This is a genomic window from Serratia sp. 3ACOL1, from assembly GCF_003668775.1.
Taxonomy (GTDB): Bacteria; Pseudomonadota; Gammaproteobacteria; order Enterobacterales; family Enterobacteriaceae; genus Chania; species Chania fonticola.
Map to the genome: position 1 here is coordinate 5234965 of NZ_CP033055.1, position 18208 is coordinate 5253172.

The following is an 18208-nucleotide window of genomic DNA, read 5'->3' on the forward strand; positions in this document are numbered from 1 at the left end:
ATAACGGGCGCAGCATGCAGCGCCCCTACGATGGCAAAACGGGCACCGTTTAGGGTGCCCTTACTCTGTCTATATTATGCAGGGTATCGATCAAATCACCATCAGTGGTGCGACGAAACTTTGACGCCACCCTCAGGAACCGGCACGTATGGCGTCTCCTGATCGGTGCGTTTCGGGTTTTTGTGCGCCGCCATGGCGGTTTTAATACCGAAGAAGATGATGCTATACACCACCAGCAGGAACAGGATGCTCAAACCGGCGTTGGTGTAGTTGTTCACCACGATATGGTTCATGTTGGCAACCTGCTGTGCGGTCAGTTCAGCACTGCCCTCGGCGATTTTGTTTCTGTACAGGCTGGCCTGGTAGAAGAAGCCTTCCAACTGCGGATTGTCGCTGAACAGCTTCAGGCAAATCGCGTAGGTGGTACAGATCAGCAGCCAAACGGCTGGGATCACGGTCACCCAGATGTACTTGGTGCGCTTCATCTTGATCAATACTACGGTGCTCAGTACCAGTGCTACCGCAGCCAACATCTGGTTAGAGATGCCGAACAGCGGCCACAGGCTCTTAACGCCGCCCAATGGATCGACCACACCTTGATACAGCAGGTAACCCCAGAGTCCAACGCAGCCCGCAGTACCGGCAATACCGGCCACCAGCGAATCGGTTTTCTTCAGGAACGGCACGAAGTTACCCAACAAGTCTTGCAGCATAAAGCGGCCGGAACGGGTACCTGCATCCAGTGCGGTCAGGATGAACAGTGCTTCGAACAGAATACCGAAGTGATACCAGAAGCCCATGTTTGCGCCAGGGATGACCTGGTGGAACACGTGAGCGATACCGACTGCCAGAGTTGGTGCGCCACCGGCACGGTTCAGTACCGAAGGTTCGCCGATGTCTTTGGCCGTTTGCAGGATCTGCTCAGGGGTAATCACAAAGCCCCAGGAACTGACGGTTGCGGCAGCATGTGCGGAGACATCACGCAGAGAGGCCATGATCATCGGCGCATCTTCGGTGCCCAGACGGTGCAGGTCTGGCATGGTAATGCCCAGTGCTGCCGGTGGGGTGTTCATGGCGAAGTACAGGCCAGGCTCGATGATGGAAGCCGCGACCAGCGCCATGATGGCGACGAAAGATTCCATCAGCATGGCGCCGTAACCGATATAGCGGGAGTCCATTTCGTTGGCCAGCAGTTTCGGTGTGGTACCTGAAGCGATCAGCGCATGGAAGCCGGAAACGGCACCACAGGCAATGGTAATAAACAGGAACGGGAACAGGGTGCCTTTCCAGACCGGGCCGGTGCCGTCCACAAACTGCGTTACCGCAGGCATTTTCAGCTCTGGGTTGAGGATCACGATACCGATCGCCAGCCCGACGATAACGCCGATTTTCAGGAAGGTGGCCAGATAGTCACGTGGAGCCAGGATCAACCATACCGGAAGCAGGGCAGAAACGAAGGCGTAACCAATCAGCGTATAGGTGATGGTGGTGTCTTTAAAGGTCAGCGCCGGGCCCCAGTATGGGTCGTGGGCAATCACGCCGCCGAACCAGATGGAGGCGATCAACAGCACGATACCGATGATCGACACTTCACCCACCTTGCCAGGGCGCAGGAAGCGCATATACACGCCCATAAACAGCGCGATTGGCACGGTGGAACAGACGGTGAACACGCCCCATGGGCTTTCGGCCAAGGCTTTCACTACGATCAACGCCAGCACCGCCAGGATGATGATCATGATCAGGAAGCAGCCAAAAAGCGCGATGGTGCCTGGGATTGGACCCATTTCCTTTTTGATGATCTCGCCCAATGAGGCACCGTTACGGCGTGAGGAGATGAACAGCACCATAAAGTCCTGTACCGCCCCTGCCAACACCACACCGCCTAGCAGCCACAGCGTACCGGGCAGATAGCCGACCTGTGCCGCCAACACGGGGCCAACCAACGGGCCTGCACCGGCGATTGCCGCAAAGTGGTGGCCGAACAGCACGTTTTTATTGGTGGGGACGTAGTTCAGACCGTCGTTGTTCACCACCGCCGGTGTGGCGCGGGTGGCGTCCAACTGCATCACCTTGGTGGCGATGTAGAGGCTGTAGTAGCGATAAGCCACCAGGTAGACCGCGACCGAAGCAACGATGATCCACAGTGCACTAATGCTTTCGCCACGGCGCAATGCGATGACACCTAGGCAGGAAGCCCCGAGTATCCCCAGCAGCATCCATGGGAGGTGTTTTAAAATTCCCTCGCGTTTCATGAGGTATCCTTTTCCTATCTGCAAAAATTGAGTGATAAATCCGATTCTTAGATGTCGGACATTTAGCTGTAGCGTCTTCCCCTGGTTAGGGTCAGGTTTAGGAACAGCTCATCATTGCTAGGCTGGATAGGGAAAGACATCTGAATTTCAGCCAGCGGTTTTATACGCTGGTGAACGGTTGGAATGGCGGGGTGAGTGGTTTAGGTGGAAGTGCGAGTGGCGAAGGCGATCAGGTTTTGCTCCGTTTTGGCATTCGCCAACTGCTGTCCCATCCAAGGGCTGAAGGCCCAGGGGGTTGCCGCTACCGCTGCGATCAACGCGGGTAAATCCACCCAGTGGAAGTCCATCACTTCATCTGCTCTGGCTGCAACGACACCCGAAGCCAATGCCGCGTAAACCGGGCAGATTTCGTTTTCCATAATGCCGGAGGCGTCGGTCTCGCAGTAGCGAAAGTCGGGGGCGACGGCGGTGATCTGTTCAACGCTCAGGCCCACTTCATACAGACAGCGTTGCTCGATGGCGTGTTCGGCGCTCTCTTGCCACTGCGGATGGCCACAGACTGAGTTGGTCCAAACGCCGGGCCAGGCTTTTTTGCTCAGTGCTCGACGGGTGATCAGTAACTCGCCCTGCGGGTTGAAGATCCAGGAGGAGAAAGCCAGATGCAGGGGCGTTTGTCGCTGGTGGGCCGCATATTTTTCCATCACGCCGGTGGGTTGACCTTGTTCATCAAGTAAAACGACATGCTGCTGGGTCATGAAGATTCCAATTTAATCGCGATGTACAACTATTACTATAACACCCGTCTCTCAATGTAAGGGGCACTTCATGCTGCGCCCATTCAGCCTCTATTTCGCACCTCGTCCCAATTCAGACCAAAGCGCGCCAGGTATTTACGCAGCCGGTCGGCATCATTGGGTTGCTTTTTCTGCTGGCGCGAGACGGCAAACAGCTGTCTACCCGCTTCGGAAAGTGACGTGGAAGATCGGCATACTTTAAGCACCGTCTCCAACTGGCTTTGCTCAAACAAATCGATATCGGCAAGCTCGACAGGTAATGGCACGCTGGTATTCCCCTGCCAATGGGATTTCAGCCGGTCTATCTCTTCATCGACCAACGGCAGGTTGATGCGCCCTTGCTCTGCCAACGTTGCCATGCGTGCGATGGAAGATCCCAGTTCGCGGAAGTTACCGCGCCAGACCGCCTGCGGGGAACGGGCAAAAGCCAGGTAACGCTGCCTGGCGTCTTTGTCGAAACGGACCTGCGTCTGGTTGCTGCGGGCAAAGCGCTGTAACTCGTAATCGATGTTCGGCTCAATATCTTCGCGGCGCTCAGCCAGGCCAGGCAGTGGGAAGGTCCACATATTGATACGAGCGTATAAATCCTCACGGAAACGGCCTTGGGCTATCCAGTCGCGCATATCACGGTGGGTGCCTGCAATCAGTTGGAAGTCGCTGCTGGCCTCTTTATCGGCACCAAAGGGGAAGAAGGTTTTTTCCTCGATGGCTTTCAGTAACATAGCCTGTTCGTCTAGCCCCAGCTCGGCGATCTCATCAAGGAACAGCATGCCACCGTCGGCTTCACGCAGCAGGCCTGAACGTGCCTGCAACGCACCGGTGAACGCCCCTTTGACATGGCCGAACAGGGTCGACATGGCGTTATCGCCGCGCAGGGTGGCACAGTTCACCGCGACAAAACGGCCTTTCACCAGATGGCGCGAATGCCGGAGTTGGTAGATACGCTCCGCCAAAAAGGATTTCCCGGCTCCGGTGGGGCCGGTGAGCAACATGGGCGCATTGGAGCGCAGGGCCACGCGTTCAATCTGGTCGATCAGCGTGTTAAAGGTGGCGTTGCGCGTTTCAATGCCGGCTTTGAGGAACGACACCGAACGCTGTTGTTCATGCAGAAAACGGCTGGTGAGGGCGGTATAGCGGCTGAGATCCAGATCGATCACCGAGTAGATCCCTTGGGGGGATGGGCGATCGCTTTTGTCACCGGGGGCGGTTTGCAGTAGTTGAGCAGGCAGGTATCGTGCCTCGGTTAGCAGGAACCAGCAGATCTGTACCACGTGCGTGCCGGTGGTGATATGCACCAGATAGTCTTCGTTCTCGGTATCAAACGGATAGCGGCTGGCGAAGTCCAGAAAGGCGCTGTACACCTCTTCCAAATCCCAGGGATCCTTGAGTGCTACTTCCTGTAATACCACCTGAGTGGCTGGCGAGACCGCGACGATATCTTCCGCCACCTGCTGCGCCATGCCTTTATCGCGTGGCTGATGCAGCAACTCCAGGCGATCGATCGGCAGCTCGGGCTGCTGGCACAGACCTACCGTTGGCCGCCACTTGCTCCAGCGGTTTTCCCGTTTGCCACGTTTATCCAGCGTGGTGCCCAGCACTCCGATCACGACTCTGCGCTTCATATTATCCCTTGCGATAAAATACTATCCTAAAAGATAAAATACCGTCTTATTGGCATCATCGCCAGTTATCCGTGATTAATTATTTATTAGTTAAAAATCAATACATTGTGATTTTAATGAGGATTTTTTACCGAGTTGGCACGTCTTTCGCTATATCCACTACGTCAAAAGAAAAAGGATGACTAAAGAATGAAGAATAATTATGAGTTGATGGCACCGGTTAACAGCGCACCAATCAAAATGTGGACACAGGGCGTGCCCGTTGAGCCAGAAGCGCGTGAGCAGTTGCTGAATACGGCAAAAATGCCGTTTATTTTTAAACATCTGGCGGTGATGCCGGATGTGCATTTGGGTAAAGGCTCCACCATTGGTAGCGTGATCCCTACCCGTGGCGCGATTATTCCGGCGGCCGTTGGCGTGGATATTGGTTGCGGCATGATTGCGGTGCGTACTTCGCTGGTGGCCGCCGATCTGCCGGATAGCCTGGCTGGGTTGCGTAGCGCCATTGAACAGGCGGTGCCGCATGGGCGTAGCTCAACCCGTTCAAAAAGAGATAAAGGGAGTTGGACCACTCCGCCGCAAACCGTCGATCGCCACTGGGCCGAACTGGCTCCGCGCTTTAACCGCCTGATCGATAAATACCCGCGGTTGCGCAACACCAACAATTATCAGCATCTGGGAACGTTGGGAACGGGTAACCACTTTATCGAAGTTTGCCTGGATGAAACGCAGCAGGTGTGGGTGATGTTGCATAGCGGTTCCCGTGGCGTGGGGAATGCCATCGGTTCGCTGTTTATTGCTCTGGCGCAGCAGGATATGCAACAGCATATCGCTAACCTGCCGGATCGTAACCTGGCCTATTTCGAAGAAGGCAGCCAGCATTTTGACGATTACATGGAAGCCGTGGGTTGGGCGCAGGACTTTGCTCGTCATAACCGGGAAGTGATGATGGAGCACGTGCTGGCGGCGCTGTCGCGTATCGTGACCAAACCGTTCACCACCCAGCAAGAGGCCGTGAACTGCCACCATAACTATGTGCAACGTGAGACGCACTTTGGTGAGCCGGTGTTGGTGACGCGTAAAGGGGCCGTGTCTGCGCAGAAAGGGCAGATGGGGATCATCCCCGGTTCGATGGGGGCGAAAAGCTTCATCGTGCGCGGATTGGGTAACGAGGAGAGCTTCTGCTCTTGCAGCCATGGAGCAGGCCGCACCATGAGCCGTACGGCGGCGAAAAAACGCTTCACCGTGGCCGACCAGATCCGGGCTACCGAACATGTGGAATGCCGTAAGGACAGCGAGGTGATCGATGAGATCCCAATGGCTTATAAAGATATCGATGCAGTGATGGCGGCACAGTCCTCCCTGGTGGAAATCGTTCATACCCTGCGGCAGGTGGTATGCGTAAAAGGATAACGTGATGGAACAGCAATTAAACGGCGTGGACAGCGCCATGCGGGAAAGAGTCCGACAAGTGCTGGGCGAGGTAGAAAAACGTTATGACGTGCGGGTGCTTTATGCCTGCGAATCTGGCAGCCGTGGTTGGGGTTTTGCCTCGCCGGACAGCGATTACGACGTACGCTTTTTGTATGTCCACCCGCCGGAATGGTATCTGCGGGTAGAAGCGCAGAGGGATGTGATAGAGCTGCCAATCGATCATGAGCTGGATGTCTGTGGCTGGGAATGGCGTAAGGCGCTCGGCTTGCTGAAACGGGCTAACCCGACGCTGATCGAGTGGCTGGATTCACCCGTGGTGTATCAGGAAGCCCCCGAGAGCGTCGCGGCGTTGCGAGATGTGGTGCCGGAGTGGTTCTCCGCGCAGCGGGCGCGCTGGCACTATCTGTCGATGGCCAGGAAAAACTTCCGTGGTTATCTGCAGGGGGAGCAGGTAAGGCTGAAGAAATATTTCTACGTGCTGCGCCCTCTGCTGGCGGTGCGCTGGATAGAAGCGGGCAAGGGCGTGCCACCGATGCGTTTTGACCAACTGTTGGCTGGCACGGTGGAGGATCCGCTGCTATTGGCGGAAATCCATGAATTACTGGCGGCCAAACGGCGCGCAGGTGAGGCAGAGTACGGCCCACGTAGGGAAAGGATCCACGCGTTTATCGCGCAGGAACTGACGGCGGATGCCCGGCAGGAAGCCTTGCCCGACAGCCCGGCCCGCAGCGACAAATCGCTGGATGAACTGCTTTATCGCACGGTGATGGTGTAATCAACCGGGGAGAAGGAAGGCTCCCCGGTAACACTGAGGATATAAAAAAATGGTTAACTCATTGATTATATAAGGGCGCAGTATACGGCGCCCCTACGAGTTGAGTTGTTTGGGATTTGTCAGGCTAGGTATTCCCCAGTCCGACCGTAGGGGCGCTGCATGCTGCGCCCGTTTAATTCTTCAGTTTTTAGCGATAAAAATGTTTTGCCGATGATAGGCCAGCTGGCTGGCATCCGGAGGGAAATCGACCGGTTGCCTCAGCCTGCGACCTTCATATTTGGCGAAATTCTCTTCGCTGATGGCGCTTTTCAGTTGTTTAAGGCGCGGTGAAAGTACCAGCTCAAGGTGTTCATTAAAGGTGATTAACCCGCGATCGAACGCTTTATCGTGCAGGTTGGACAGACATAAGCCGTTGTTGGGGTTGAGCCGATGTTCAACGGTATGCTTCCACGGGCGAATATGGCTGGCGACCAGCAGCATCGGTTCTTCCAGTTCGGTCAGGCAACAGCGATTTTCATACGCATCCAGCACCCGTTTGCGGAACAGCTGCTGACCAACACGCGCATTGATGATGGTGGTTCTTTCTCTGCCACTGAAGTCTTCCATGCCGCTGTCATGCAATGCCATAACTGGTGGTTCCAATTGTGTCATCGCCAATTGGCACTGCTGTTCAAAGGTTTCACTGTCGAAGTTCATTTCCTGCCACAGCGCCTGATCGGCTTTGGAGGCTCCCGTCAGCCCACGCCGGCCAGAGTTAACGATAAACGGATCCAGACTGGCGATATTCACTAACTTCATTGCCAATGCGGAAGGTGAGCGGCCGATTAACCCAGCATAGTGGATAATGTCGGGGTTTTTGGCGTGCAACTTACCAAAAGGGATTTGGCTGTATAGCGTAAAAGCTACCAGCAACTGTTCCCGTGTCCAGAGATTGACGGCAGCCATCAGGGCCTCGTTGTGGCATAACTTAATTGTGTTAGTTGGGCCACTTACTATGCCTGGCACATCGGTTATTGCCTACCCTCATCGATAATATGCAGCGCCCCTAGGTGGCGAGCCGATGAATAAATGCCTGTAGTCTCGGGAGTCTGCGGATTTTGCCAGGGATTAACGGCGTCCGGGATGACCTTTCCCATGATCCTTCCCATACCCATGCTTATTACCACCCTTATGGCCACCTTTGTCGCCATGCTCTTTACGGGGAGGTTCTTTATGATCCTTGTCGTCACCATCGCTTAATAGTGCCAGCGCGACCAGTGCACCTAGCCCGATCACCACACCGGTGATCGCGACCTCATCGTTGGTCATATTGGCACAGCCAACCGTCGACAAACACAGCAAACCAATCAGCGGATTTCTCAAAGACTTAACCATGATCATTGATCCTTTTTACGGTCAGTTAGCTTTCCATTCAAACTACCGATACCGTAGGACATCGCGATCGCTGGCTCAAGATAAGCTCAGGTAAATTAAGTGATAAGCTTCGTCAAGGAGCTTGACGTGGATTGACATTAGTGGGAGAGAAGCGGGAGCCAAAGGGTAAAAAGCCTGGTTGAGACTATTCTTCCCCCACCCCAGCGCTGTGGTGTTCAAACGCAAGCGTAAACTGTAGCACGTTCGATTCCCTCTCCTTGGGGAGAGGGTTAGGGTGAGGGAGAATAACGCTATTACTTCAACGCAATGCGGATCACATCATCCGGATCGGTCGCTTCTTTTTCACGGCTTGAAGCCTGTTTCACGCTCACGTACAGCGTTTTACCATCTGGTGACAGTGCCAGGCTGTTTGGATGCGTTGGCGTCTTGATGGTTTCCAACAGCTTGTAACTCTTGGCATCAATTACGCTCACGGTGCCTTCTTTGCGATGAGTGACATACACTTCATTGCGCGCTGGGTTAAACAACACAGCCAGGGATTCCGGCACGTCGATCTTCTGCAGAATGTTGCCGTTGTTGGTATCAACAACCAGCACCTGCGGCTGCTTGGAGTCGGTAATAAACGCGCGATGGTTTGCCGGATCCAGGCTGATATTCAGGAAGAAGTGTTCCTTAGACTCATCCAGTTTCTTACGTGAAAGCACCTTGTTGGTTTTGGTATCGATAGTCACCAACTCGCCATCGGCATTGGTCACATACAGGCGGCTTGCCGCTGCATCCAGCGCCAGACCGGTACCGTATTTACCGGTTTCGGTGATGGTGGTGCGCAGGGTCAGATCCTTGCCATCCACAACCCAAACCACGCTGGACTCGCCCAGGCCGGTGATATAGACGGTGTCTGTAGTCGCGTCTGCCACCAGTTCACGTGGGGCCAATGGTTTCACGGCATCAGAGCGTTTACGAGCGTCCAGCACCAGGCGGCCTTTCACTTCGCCGGTTTTACCGTCGATAGCGGTCAGTGAGTTACTGGTGGTGTTACCAAAATAGAGAGTGTCGGTCTTGGTATTGATGGCGGCACCAAACGGTTTGATATCGTTATGAATGATCTGCGTGATATCCAGCGTTTGTGGGTCTAGGCGATAGACGATGCCGCCCTTATCCAGCTTGCGGCTCTGTGAAGTTGCCAGATACAGCGCATTCTCGCCCTGGCTGTACACCATCTCGTAAGCGCCTTTACCTACCGGCTTACGCAGCAGTTCCGTCTCTGTCTGTGCCAGCACAGAGGTAGAAAACATCAGGCTGCTGAGAAGCAACAGAGGGTAAACCGCACGTCCGCCAAACTTACGGCTGGTGGTCATCATAGCGTTCATAAAAGCTCCATTTCATCAAAATACAGGTCACCACCGGGCTGCTGCTCGGCGGCTAAATTGGGCTCAACATTGAATCGAAAGCAAAATCAGGCCGGTCATGTCATCGCATGCGGCTCACTATATTTGTGAATGATAATCATTATTCTTACGGAAGGGGAGCACTTTTGTTGCTTGGGGCGATAACTGTCACGTTTAGGGCAATCAGCGAGGGAGGAGAATATCCGGCCAGTGTCTACTCTTCGGTCAGGATCAGGCCCAGACGCTCGGCGGTCTTTTGGATAATTTGGCCAATGGTTTTATGGCTGAGGAGACGGCTTGAGGGTTCGGTTATCGAGAGTGCACTATTCATGACCCGTTGGCCACCAAACAGGACCAAGGCAAAATGGTCGTCATCTCTTTTTGAGTACCACTTCAATCCGTCAACGTTATGATGCTGTTGATAAATAGCCTGCGACCAGGCTCGGGTTTGTGAATATTCGAGCTGGGTACTGCCGATCAATTCATCGCGATCGATGCCCATATAGATACAATCCTGTGCTCGGCAACTGACGACGTTCAGATCCCGCTCTAGTTTTAACTGGATGTAATGCATTTTGGTAAATGGGCGTAAGTCGAAAAATTCTGTTTTGCCGGTGGCGACTACATCGTGAAAAACCGATTCCGCGATAGCGGCTTCGCAACTGCTGGCCAGGTACATGGTGGGGATCAGATCCAAAGCCGCATCTCTGATAGGGCTGAAACGGGCTCCATATTCATTGGGGAGCAATACTCTGCCAGGATTAAAACTGTCGCCGGGATACTGCGCGTCATGGCAGCGATGTAACACCGTGCCTTTGGGAATGACTTCGATTCTTACCCGCAGGGTCTTGCCAGGGGCGGCTATCTTGCGGCCAAGAAAAACGGGTGAACCAAAATCTCCCTTTTTGGGCTCACCCTTCTGTTTAAATTTGTTCTGCTCCATCGACAATCCTTTTCGCTTCATATTCCGCCGCCGCAATCACATTGGCAGGATATGACTGCAACATCTCCATGGGACGGCGGCCAGCCAACAGGTTGTTTGACGTCGCGAACCACTGGGCAAGCCCCCAGCCGTGTTTCAGGTTTTTAAAGCTGGCGAGTAACACTGCCATAACGGGAAGCGGGCGATAGTTATCATCCAGCGCATAACGGGGAAAGAGTTGTGTTGCCCCTTTCTTCAAAGAAAATATGCGTTGATGGCTTTTCCATTTGCTTGGCTGGGCCGAGGGATTCTCGGTAGCAAAGCCTGCCAGATGGGAAATCTGCTCCGCCGTGAGCCATTCGCTGGCTGCCAGGATATGCTCACGACCGCGCTCTACCTTGGAAATATCAACCAGCCCGCTGTGGTTGATGGGCTCTTGCGTATCCCGCGGAAGAATTATCCGGGCAGTGTCATCCGGATTGATCTGTTGCTCCAGGCTATGAAACATGGCTTCAAAACGTGTTTCGTCGATGTGGCAGACGTCGCCATGATCATTTTCAGCTTCTCTAACCTGGCGGAGAGTTTGCAACATGATTTTCAGGTGCTCTTCAACCACACCGAGAGACGTTGAGTTGTCTATATCAACTTTCAGCTGAAAGAAAGGCTTCTGCGCCTTCATTTTCCTTTTACTGATGACCATCTGCAGCCCATCTTTCCTGATCCTGAGGCCATCTCTGTTGATGTCGATTTCTCGGGCCAGCATTCTTTTCTCCCGTTAGCTAAAGCTAACCGTTTTAACCATTCTAACCAAACTATCCTCAGTTATAGCAGGTTGTGTAAGAATTGACCAGAACAGATGCTGGCAACATGATCAGTCGAAGTGCGGGCTCACAGCCTTATCGCACCAGCAATTGCCTGATCTGCTGCGGCTTTTTCCGCCAAATAACGGGCCGGGGGCTTACCAACTGCTTTACGGAACATGGTGACAAAGCCACTGGCGCTCTCGTAGCCGAGATCTAACGCCACGGTCTGGACGCTTTCTCCCTGCGTTAAGCGTTGCAGAGCCAGCATCACATGTAATTGCCGCCGCCAGTGGCCAAAGCTCATGCCCATCTGTTGTTGCAGCGTGCGGCTGAGCGAACGTTCGCTCATGCCAATGCGTTGCGCCCACTGGCCCAGAGTGGATTTATCGGCCGGGTTGGCCAGCAGTTGCTCGGTCAATTGGCGGATGCGGGCATCATTGGACACTGGCAGGTGCAGGTTCTCCAGCGGCGCTGCGGCCAGTTGGTCCAACAAAACCTGCGCAATACGCCCTTCCGGGCCCTCTTCCGGGTAGAGAATATCGAACTGGCTGGCCTGCAACAGCAACTCTCGCAGCAACGGTGACACCGTCAAGGTGCAGCAGTTTTGCGGCAAACCAGGGATGGCGTCCTGCTCAACGAACAGGCAATAGCACTCGCTTTGGCTGGTGGCCCGCGCGTTGTGGCTGACGTTACTGGGCATCCACAAGGCACATTGTGGCGGCACCAGCCACAGGCCATTTTCCACTTCGCAGCGGATCATGCCGCGCACCGTGTAAATCAATTGTGCCTTGCGGTGGCGATGATGGGTGCATTCCCAGTCTTTCTGCACACTTGATGCCTGAACCGCGAAGATGGCGCGTGGCACGTTATCGATATCGGGTCTGGGATCCTGGCAGGTGGCTTTCATGAGAATAATTATCATATTGGCGTGTTTGAGCAATATTATGTCTTGATTGTGCAATGTGGTCTAGCGCCAACGTCGTTAGAGTAAGCGCCACTGGCGTGTTTTGTGGTAACACGCTCATGACCGACAACGCAGAGGAGAGGCCATGCACCAGGAAAATGTCATTAGTCAACTTCTGGCCTGGATTGAGCAAAGCCTGGATCAGCCTTTGACGCTGGACAGCATCGCGGCCAAATCCGGCTATTCCAAATGGCACCTGCAACGGATGTTCAAGCAGCACACCGGTGAAGTGTTGGGGACCTATGCCCGGCGCAGAAGGTTGACGGCGGCGGCGCGTGAGTTGCGCCTGACCAGCGCCACGGTGGCCTGTATCGCAGATAAATACCAGTTTGATTCCCAGCAGACCTTCACCCGTGGGTTTAAAAAACAGTTTGGTTTACCGCCAGCGGCCTATCGCCGGAGCCTGGACTGGCCTAGTTATGGCTTGCAACCGCCGTTGAATATGGCCAACGAGCCAATGCCTGAAGCGGAGATTATTGTGCTGCCTTCAATGAAACTAGTCGGCCATACGCATCAGGGTAGCTGCACGTTGGGGCAGTTGGGGCCCTCGAAAAAGCTGTTGCGTCAACATGCCTGGCGGCATTTGCTGCATCCGGAACACGGGTTACCCGCCGTCGCCTATGGCCTGATGAGCCTGAAGGCAGACACCCGGCAGCGGGATCGTCAACAGATGGTGTATACGGCGGCACTGCCAGAGGAAGAGGCGGCAGGTGAAACGGTGACGATCGAACCCGGGGAGTATGCCCGCTTTGCCTATCAGGGGCAGGTTGCAGGGCTACAGAACTTTATCGCCCGGCTGTATGACACTGCCATTCCGCAGATGAATGCGGTACGGCGGCCAGGGCAGGATATTGAGCGTTTTTCCCCGGCATTGGGCGTTTGCTACGGTGACGATCAGGCGGCGATCAGCTGTGAATATCTTATCCCGATCCGCCGTGGCGAAGAGGGCAGTGGGCTACGCTAGGGTAGGAATTTACCAAAAGGACACTATTCCCTATATCCGGCTACAAAAAAGTGAGGTATTTGCGTTAGTAATGTTTCCATCTTGGCGGCAAGTGCACATATAATGCGCATCCGGTCAAAGCAGGCCGGGCAGAACACATACCATTTTTAGCCAGTGCGGCCACCACTTTACTACGAAGATGAAAATGAGCATTCGCGCGTTATTAACCCTGTTTACCGCTCTGGTTGCATTCAGCCAGGCTGCCTTCGCCGTTGTATACCCTTTGCCCGCCAAAGACAGCCGTCTGGTTGGGGAAAATATTCAGATCACCGTGCCTGCAGACAGCAAACTGCCGCTGGAGAGCTTTGCGGCTCAATACCAGATGGGCTTGAGCAACATGCTGGAGGCTAACCCTGGCGTTGACCCGTTCCTGCCGCTGCCAGGCAGCACGCTGACCATTCCACAGCAGTTGATCCTGCCAGACGCCCCGCGTGAAGGCATCATCATCAACAGCGCAGAAATGCGTCTGTACTACTACCCGAAAGGCACCAAGACCGTCGTGGTGCTGCCGATTGGTATCGGCCAACTGGGTAAAGATACTCCGCTGGACTGGGTTACCACCGTACAGCGTAAGAAGGCTGGCCCAACTTGGACGCCAACCGCTAAAATGCGCGAAGAGTACGCTGCCGATGGTGAAATCCTGCCAGCCGTATTCCCGGCAGGCCCGGATAACCCGATGGGGCTGTACGCGCTCTATGTTGGCCGTCTGTATGCGGTCCATGGCACCAACGCCAACTTCGGTATCGGCCTGCGCGTGAGCCACGGCTGTGTGCGTCTGCGTGCTGACGACATCAAATACCTGTTCGACAGCGTACCGGTAGGTACTCGCGTGCAGTTCATCAACGAGCCGGTGAAGGTTTCCGTAGAGCCAGACGGTTCACGTTACCTGGAAGTGCACAACCCCCTGTCTGCCAACGAAGATGAGCTGAAGTCGAAAGAACCCGTGCCAATCACCATCACCGCGCCAGTTGGCAAAGTGCTGATGGATCCAGCCGTTGACCAGAGCGTCGTGGACGCGGCCATCAAGGCACGTTCCGGTATGCCGGTTAAAGTGAACTGATTTTTGCTATTGCGATAAAAAAGACGCTCTCGGGCGTCTTTTTTTATGGAATTTAGATGGCGAGTAGATCGTTAATAATGGTGGGGTGGCGCTCAATCATCAGCAAGATTTTGAGTGAAGAGCCGGAGGGTATTCGACGATTTTGTTCCCAACTTTGCACCAGGGAAGGACTAACTCCAACCGCCTGCGCAAACTCTTCCTGCTTCATGCCGCTGGCTTCGCGTAGTGATTTCACGTTGGGGATATGATGGCGATGGACACGAGCAGGCTGCATTTCGCCTTTTTCAATCGCGACCATCTGTTCCATGCTTTCGACCAGATCGTTAAAAAGTTCTTTGTCCACTTTGCAACCTCTAAGCAAGTGCTATGCCTTGTGCGGCACCGTGTAATTCAGTTTATCGGTTAACGCTTTAAGTATCGCTTTCTCGGCTTCGGTTAAGTCGTCTTTGGCGTTTTTAGGATAAACAATCAACAGGTAAACCTTGCCGCTGCGGGTGATGACGTAATAGATAACTCTTACACCACCTTGTTTCCCCATGCCTGGACGGTTCCATCGGATTTTTTTGCAACCGCCTGTTTTACTTATAGTATCGCCGTCTGCGTGATATTTTAACAGGTGGGTTTGTAGCTCACGAAAGCTATCATCGTCTAATAGGGTTTCGCGTTGCCTGCTAAAAACTGGGGTTTCGATGAACTCAAAGTATTCCATTACGACGCCTCCATATCATTCACAATACTCGTACATAGTACGATAATCAAGTTCTGATGGTTTATTGTACAGAAAAATTGCACAGACGCCTGCGGCAATCTCAGTTTGACAATATTGTGGAGTTTGTAGGGGGCCGTACGGGCCCCCTTGTGAGTTTGGTGGGGAATGTCTGCAGTTTCAGAAGACGCCTGCGGGCGTCTTTTTTTATGGGAAAAACTCAGCGTGTTCGCTTGGCTACCAGGGTGAACTTGTAATCTTCGCTTTTAAAGAAGTTGCGGCTGAACTCAAACACCGTGCCGTCGTTGAGAAAACCGGTGGAGACCTTCTCCAGGATTGGTTTCTGCGGATCGATCCCTAACGCCTTCACCACATCTTCACTCGGCATTACCGGGATGATCTCCTGCTCGCTACGATCAATCACCCGCTTTTTAACCTGTTCGATGTAGTGATATTTGGATTTCTGCATCACTTCATAGCTGAGGTCGGGGAACAGCGCCAACGGCATCCAGGTCTCTTCCAGGGTGACCGGCTTTTGCTTGATATAACGCACCCGTTTGACGTAATACACTTTGTCTTCGGTGGTCAGGTGCAATGCTTCGGCAATGGTTGGGCTGGCCTTGGCGACTTCAAAGATCAGCACGTCGCTGTGGGTTTCCACGTTGCGATCCGCCAACTTTTCATAAAAGCTGGTGAGCTGATAGATATCGTAATTGACCTTCTCTTCTTTGACGTACCAGCCACTGCCCTGAATGCTCTCAATCACCTGCTCTTCGGTCAGCAATTTCAACGCCTGGCGCACCGTTACCCGGCTGACGTTGTACTCTTCGCGCAGTAAAGCCTCGGTCGGTAACGCGTCGCCGGGTTTCAGTTCACCATCCGCAACCTGTTGGCGCAGGGTATCCGCAATCTGGCGATAAATTGGCTTTTTGCTCACGCTTTGGTGTCCCCGGCTGGTTGTTGGATCTGCTGCCCGCATTCTAGCCTTAGGCCAGGGATAAACAAACCAATAACGCCATATCTCGTTAAGTTGTCCTTAAATTGAATTAATGCAAATTTAATACAAAAATGGCGTTGATTTGAAATTGATCACAAATTGGTGTGGCTTGTGTTGGTATGATCGCCGCCTGTTTATTGACGGAGCCGCCCTGGCTTCAGCGTGAGGATTAAGATGGACCTGAGCAGCCTGACCCACCCCAGCCTGATAAACCTGCAAGTAGCCTTTGCGGAGCGCGATCAAGCCATTCATCTGCTTGCCGACCAACTAGATGCGCAAGGCAAATTACGCGACAAAGCGGCTTTTCTACGCGAGGTCTTTGCCCGGGAAGCGCAAGGCCCTACCGCGCTGGGTGAAGGGCTGGCGGTGCCCCATGGTAAAAGCGATGCGGTAAAGGAAGCCGCATTTGCCGTTGCCACGCTGAATACGCCGTTGGAGTGGGAAGGGATTGATGGGCCGGAAAGCGTTAACCTGATCTTCCTGCTGGCGATCCCGCAGGCGCAGGCCGGTACCACGCATATGCAATTACTGACCAGTCTGACGACGGCGCTGGTGGATGACGATATCCGCGCGGCAGTGTTACAGGCCAGCACTCCGGAACAGCTGTTGGCCCTGTTGGCAGGAGGGACGCCGGAATCTGCCCCCAAACCGCAGGATGATTCGCGGCCTACGGTGGTGTGCGTCACCGCTTGCCCGGCCGGTATCGCCCATACCTATATGGCGGCGGAATATCTTGAGAAAGCGGGGCGCAAGCTCGGCATCAACGTGTATGTGGAGAAACAAGGGGCCAACGGGATCGAAGGCCGCCTGACGGCGGAACAGCTAAATAGTGCGACGGCCTGCGTGTTCGCAGCCGAAGTCGCGATTAAAGAAGTGGAGCGCTTCAACGGTATCCCCCGTATCGAAACGCCGGTCGCCGAGCCAATCAAACACGCCGAACGCATTTTGCAGCAGGCATTGGCTGTGGGCCAATCCGCTAACGGTGCTGCGCGGGTGCAGCAAAGCGAAGTGCCGGTGCAGAAAAGTAGCGTGAAGACCGAACTCAAACAGGCCTTACTCAGCGGGATCTCTTTTGCAGTGCCGCTGATTGTGGCGGGTGGCACGGTGTTGGCCGTTTCGGTACTGCTGGCGCAAATCTTTGGTCTGCAGCATCTGTTCGATCAAGAGAACTCCTGGCTGTGGATGTACCGCAAGCTGGGTGGTGGCATGCTGGGTATCTTGATGGTGCCGGTATTGGCGGCCTACACGGCATATTCGCTGGCGGATAAACCGGCCCTTGGCCCAGGTTTTGCGGCCGGGCTGGCGGCAAACATGATTGGTTCCGGCTTCCTTGGCGGTATTGTGGGCGGCCTGATCGCCGGCTATCTGATGCGCTGGGTGAAAAACCATGTGCGCCTCAGCCCCAACTTCAACGGTTTCCTGACGTTTTATCTTTACCCGGTGATTGGCACGCTGGTAGCGGGCAGCCTGATGCTGTTTGTGATCGGCGAGCCGGTGGCCTGGTTGAACAACAGCCTGACCGCCTGGCTTAACGGCCTGTCTGGTACCAACGCGTTGGTGCTGGGAGCGATCCTCGGTTTTATGTGTTCTTTCGACCTCGGCGGCCCGGTGAACAAGGCAGCCTATGCGTTCTGCCTGGGTGCGATGGCCAACGGTGTGTTCGGCCCTTATGCGATCTTTGGCGCGGTCAAAATGGTCTCGGCCTTTACGGTTACCGCTTCAACGTTGCTGGCCCCACGGCTGTTCCAACAGTTCGAGATTGAAACCGGTAAATCGACCTGGTTGCTTGGCCTGGCAGGCATTACCGAAGGGGCAATCCCGATGGCAATTGAAGATCCTGTGCGGGTGATCGGTTCCTTCCTGGTGGGATCGCTGGTGACTGGTGCGATCGTTGGTGGTATGGGGATTGGCCTGTCGACGCCGGGCGCGGGGATCTTCTCGCTGTTCCTGCTGCACGATAATGGCCTCGGTGGCTTGCTGTCGGCAGCCGTCTGGCTGGGGGCGGCGCTGCTTGGCACGGCGATCTCAACATTGGTGCTGATCCTTTGGCGCCGTCAGGCGATGAAGCAGGGCAAATACACCCTCGTTCAGCCGCAGTAATTCCAGACGAA

17 protein-coding genes are annotated in these 18208 nt (G+C 54.4%); 5 read left to right on the plus strand and 12 right to left on the minus strand.

All coding sequences use genetic code 11. From position 1 onward, the window contains the following. Positions 1 to 101 precede the first annotated feature (101 nt). The 3 genes from D9980_RS23780 to rtcR form a co-directional block, all read right to left on the minus strand. On the minus strand, positions 102 to 2255 hold the full coding sequence (locus tag D9980_RS23780) for a carbon starvation CstA family protein (RefSeq protein WP_121608617.1): 2154 nt from the start codon (positions 2253 to 2255) through the stop codon (positions 102 to 104). 200 nt (positions 2256 to 2455) lie between these two features. Continuing rightward, positions 2456 to 3010 carry an isopentenyl-diphosphate Delta-isomerase gene (gene idi / locus D9980_RS23785; RefSeq protein ID WP_121608618.1) on the minus strand — a complete coding sequence of 185 codons (555 nt, stop codon included), beginning with the start codon at positions 3008 to 3010 and terminating at the stop codon, positions 2456 to 2458. Positions 3011 to 3093: 83 nt separating this feature from the next. Beyond that, positions 3094 to 4671 (minus strand): RNA repair transcriptional activator RtcR, encoded by a 1578-nt coding sequence (gene rtcR / locus D9980_RS23790; protein ID WP_121608619.1) that lies wholly within the window; start codon positions 4669 to 4671, stop codon positions 3094 to 3096. Positions 4672 to 4860: 189 nt separating this feature from the next. Here rtcR and D9980_RS23795 point away from each other — a divergent pair, with 189 nt between their 5' ends. Next, positions 4861 to 6084: an RtcB family protein gene (locus D9980_RS23795; RefSeq protein WP_121608620.1), complete on the plus strand. Its 1224-nt coding sequence runs from the start codon at positions 4861 to 4863 to the stop codon at positions 6082 to 6084. A gap of 4 nt (positions 6085 to 6088) precedes the next feature. Further along, the gene (locus tag D9980_RS23800) at positions 6089 to 6880 is read left to right on the plus strand and encodes a nucleotidyltransferase domain-containing protein (RefSeq protein ID WP_121608621.1); all 792 of its coding nucleotides are present in this window, start codon (positions 6089 to 6091) and stop codon (positions 6878 to 6880) included. Positions 6881 to 7060: 180 nt separating this feature from the next. Here D9980_RS23800 and D9980_RS23805 read toward each other — a convergent pair whose 3' ends face one another. The 6 genes from D9980_RS23805 to D9980_RS23830 form a co-directional block, all read right to left on the minus strand. Further along, a complete protein-coding gene (locus D9980_RS23805) occupies positions 7061 to 7825 on the minus strand; it encodes an HNH endonuclease (RefSeq protein WP_024485472.1) in 765 nt (254 codons plus the stop codon). A gap of 162 nt (positions 7826 to 7987) precedes the next feature. Further along, positions 7988 to 8254 carry a hypothetical protein gene (locus D9980_RS23810; protein WP_162304322.1) on the minus strand — a complete coding sequence of 89 codons (267 nt, stop codon included), beginning with the start codon at positions 8252 to 8254 and terminating at the stop codon, positions 7988 to 7990. Positions 8255 to 8547: 293 nt separating this feature from the next. Beyond that, positions 8548 to 9624 carry a YncE family protein gene (locus D9980_RS23815; RefSeq protein WP_121608623.1) on the minus strand — a complete coding sequence of 359 codons (1077 nt, stop codon included), beginning with the start codon at positions 9622 to 9624 and terminating at the stop codon, positions 8548 to 8550. A 232-nt stretch (positions 9625 to 9856) separates the two neighbouring features. Continuing rightward, on the minus strand, positions 9857 to 10585 hold the full coding sequence (locus tag D9980_RS23820; protein ID WP_162304323.1) for an RES family NAD+ phosphorylase: 729 nt from the start codon (positions 10583 to 10585) through the stop codon (positions 9857 to 9859). Further along, positions 10566 to 11327 (minus strand): hypothetical protein, encoded by a 762-nt coding sequence (locus D9980_RS23825; protein ID WP_121608625.1) that lies wholly within the window; start codon positions 11325 to 11327, stop codon positions 10566 to 10568. Before D9980_RS23825 ends, D9980_RS23820 begins: the two co-directional genes overlap by 20 nt. Positions 11328 to 11452: 125 nt before the next feature. Then, on the minus strand, positions 11453 to 12274 hold the full coding sequence (locus D9980_RS23830; protein WP_121608626.1) for a helix-turn-helix domain-containing protein: 822 nt from the start codon (positions 12272 to 12274) through the stop codon (positions 11453 to 11455). Positions 12275 to 12416: 142 nt separating this feature from the next. Between D9980_RS23830 and D9980_RS23835 the strand changes: the two genes are divergently transcribed. Both D9980_RS23835 and D9980_RS23840 read left to right on the plus strand, forming a co-directional pair. Next, positions 12417 to 13295 carry a helix-turn-helix domain-containing protein gene (locus D9980_RS23835; protein ID WP_121608627.1) on the plus strand — a complete coding sequence of 293 codons (879 nt, stop codon included), beginning with the start codon at positions 12417 to 12419 and terminating at the stop codon, positions 13293 to 13295. A gap of 178 nt (positions 13296 to 13473) precedes the next feature. Further along, positions 13474 to 14394, plus strand: a complete 921-nt coding sequence (locus D9980_RS23840) for a L,D-transpeptidase family protein (RefSeq protein ID WP_024485479.1) — start codon at positions 13474 to 13476, stop codon at positions 14392 to 14394. Between the two features lie 52 nt (positions 14395 to 14446). On the opposite strand, the gene nadS is transcribed toward D9980_RS23840, so the two are convergent. From nadS to D9980_RS23855, 3 genes are all read right to left on the minus strand, one after another. After that, the gene (gene nadS / locus D9980_RS23845; RefSeq protein ID WP_121608628.1) at positions 14447 to 14737 is read right to left on the minus strand and encodes a NadS family protein; all 291 of its coding nucleotides are present in this window, start codon (positions 14735 to 14737) and stop codon (positions 14447 to 14449) included. Between the two features lie 21 nt (positions 14738 to 14758). Further along, positions 14759 to 15103, minus strand: coding sequence for a type II toxin-antitoxin system RelE/ParE family toxin (locus D9980_RS23850; RefSeq protein WP_121608629.1), 345 nt, complete (start codon positions 15101 to 15103; stop codon positions 14759 to 14761). A 217-nt stretch (positions 15104 to 15320) separates the two neighbouring features. Then, complete coding sequence (locus D9980_RS23855; RefSeq protein ID WP_071682471.1) at positions 15321 to 16037, minus strand: GntR family transcriptional regulator; 717 nt, start codon at positions 16035 to 16037, stop codon at positions 15321 to 15323. A gap of 234 nt (positions 16038 to 16271) precedes the next feature. Between D9980_RS23855 and mngA the strand changes: the two genes are divergently transcribed. After that, positions 16272 to 18197 (plus strand): PTS 2-O-a-mannosyl-D-glycerate transporter subunit IIABC, encoded by a 1926-nt coding sequence (gene mngA, locus D9980_RS23860; RefSeq protein ID WP_121608630.1) that lies wholly within the window; start codon positions 16272 to 16274, stop codon positions 18195 to 18197. Positions 18198 to 18208: the final 11 nt, after the last annotated feature.

What these genes read in the sequence shown, in the direction of transcription:
- D9980_RS23830 (WP_121608626.1), bottom strand. Translation starts at nt 12,274, where the DNA reads ATGAAAGCCACCTGCCAGGATCCCAGACCCGATATCGATAACGTGCCA.
- D9980_RS23850 (WP_121608629.1), bottom strand. Translation starts at nt 15,103, where the DNA reads ATGGAATACTTTGAGTTCATCGAAACCCCAGTTTTTAGCAGGCAACGC.
- D9980_RS23805 (WP_024485472.1), bottom strand. Translation starts at nt 7,825, where the DNA reads ATGGCTGCCGTCAATCTCTGGACACGGGAACAGTTGCTGGTAGCTTTT.
- mngA (WP_121608630.1), top strand. Translation starts at nt 16,272, where the DNA reads ATGGACCTGAGCAGCCTGACCCACCCCAGCCTGATAAACCTGCAAGTA.
- D9980_RS23815 (WP_121608623.1), bottom strand. Translation starts at nt 9,624, where the DNA reads ATGAACGCTATGATGACCACCAGCCGTAAGTTTGGCGGACGTGCGGTT.
- rtcR (WP_121608619.1), bottom strand. Translation starts at nt 4,671, where the DNA reads ATGAAGCGCAGAGTCGTGATCGGAGTGCTGGGCACCACGCTGGATAAA.
- D9980_RS23820 (WP_162304323.1), bottom strand. Translation starts at nt 10,585, where the DNA reads ATGGAGCAGAACAAATTTAAACAGAAGGGTGAGCCCAAAAAGGGAGAT.
- D9980_RS23800 (WP_121608621.1), top strand. Translation starts at nt 6,089, where the DNA reads ATGGAACAGCAATTAAACGGCGTGGACAGCGCCATGCGGGAAAGAGTC.
- D9980_RS23795 (WP_121608620.1), top strand. Translation starts at nt 4,861, where the DNA reads ATGAAGAATAATTATGAGTTGATGGCACCGGTTAACAGCGCACCAATC.
- idi (WP_121608618.1), bottom strand. Translation starts at nt 3,010, where the DNA reads ATGACCCAGCAGCATGTCGTTTTACTTGATGAACAAGGTCAACCCACC.
- D9980_RS23835 (WP_121608627.1), top strand. Translation starts at nt 12,417, where the DNA reads ATGCACCAGGAAAATGTCATTAGTCAACTTCTGGCCTGGATTGAGCAA.
- D9980_RS23825 (WP_121608625.1), bottom strand. Translation starts at nt 11,327, where the DNA reads ATGCTGGCCCGAGAAATCGACATCAACAGAGATGGCCTCAGGATCAGG.
- D9980_RS23780 (WP_121608617.1), bottom strand. Translation starts at nt 2,255, where the DNA reads ATGAAACGCGAGGGAATTTTAAAACACCTCCCATGGATGCTGCTGGGG.
- D9980_RS23810 (WP_162304322.1), bottom strand. Translation starts at nt 8,254, where the DNA reads ATGGTTAAGTCTTTGAGAAATCCGCTGATTGGTTTGCTGTGTTTGTCG.
- D9980_RS23840 (WP_024485479.1), top strand. Translation starts at nt 13,474, where the DNA reads ATGAAAATGAGCATTCGCGCGTTATTAACCCTGTTTACCGCTCTGGTT.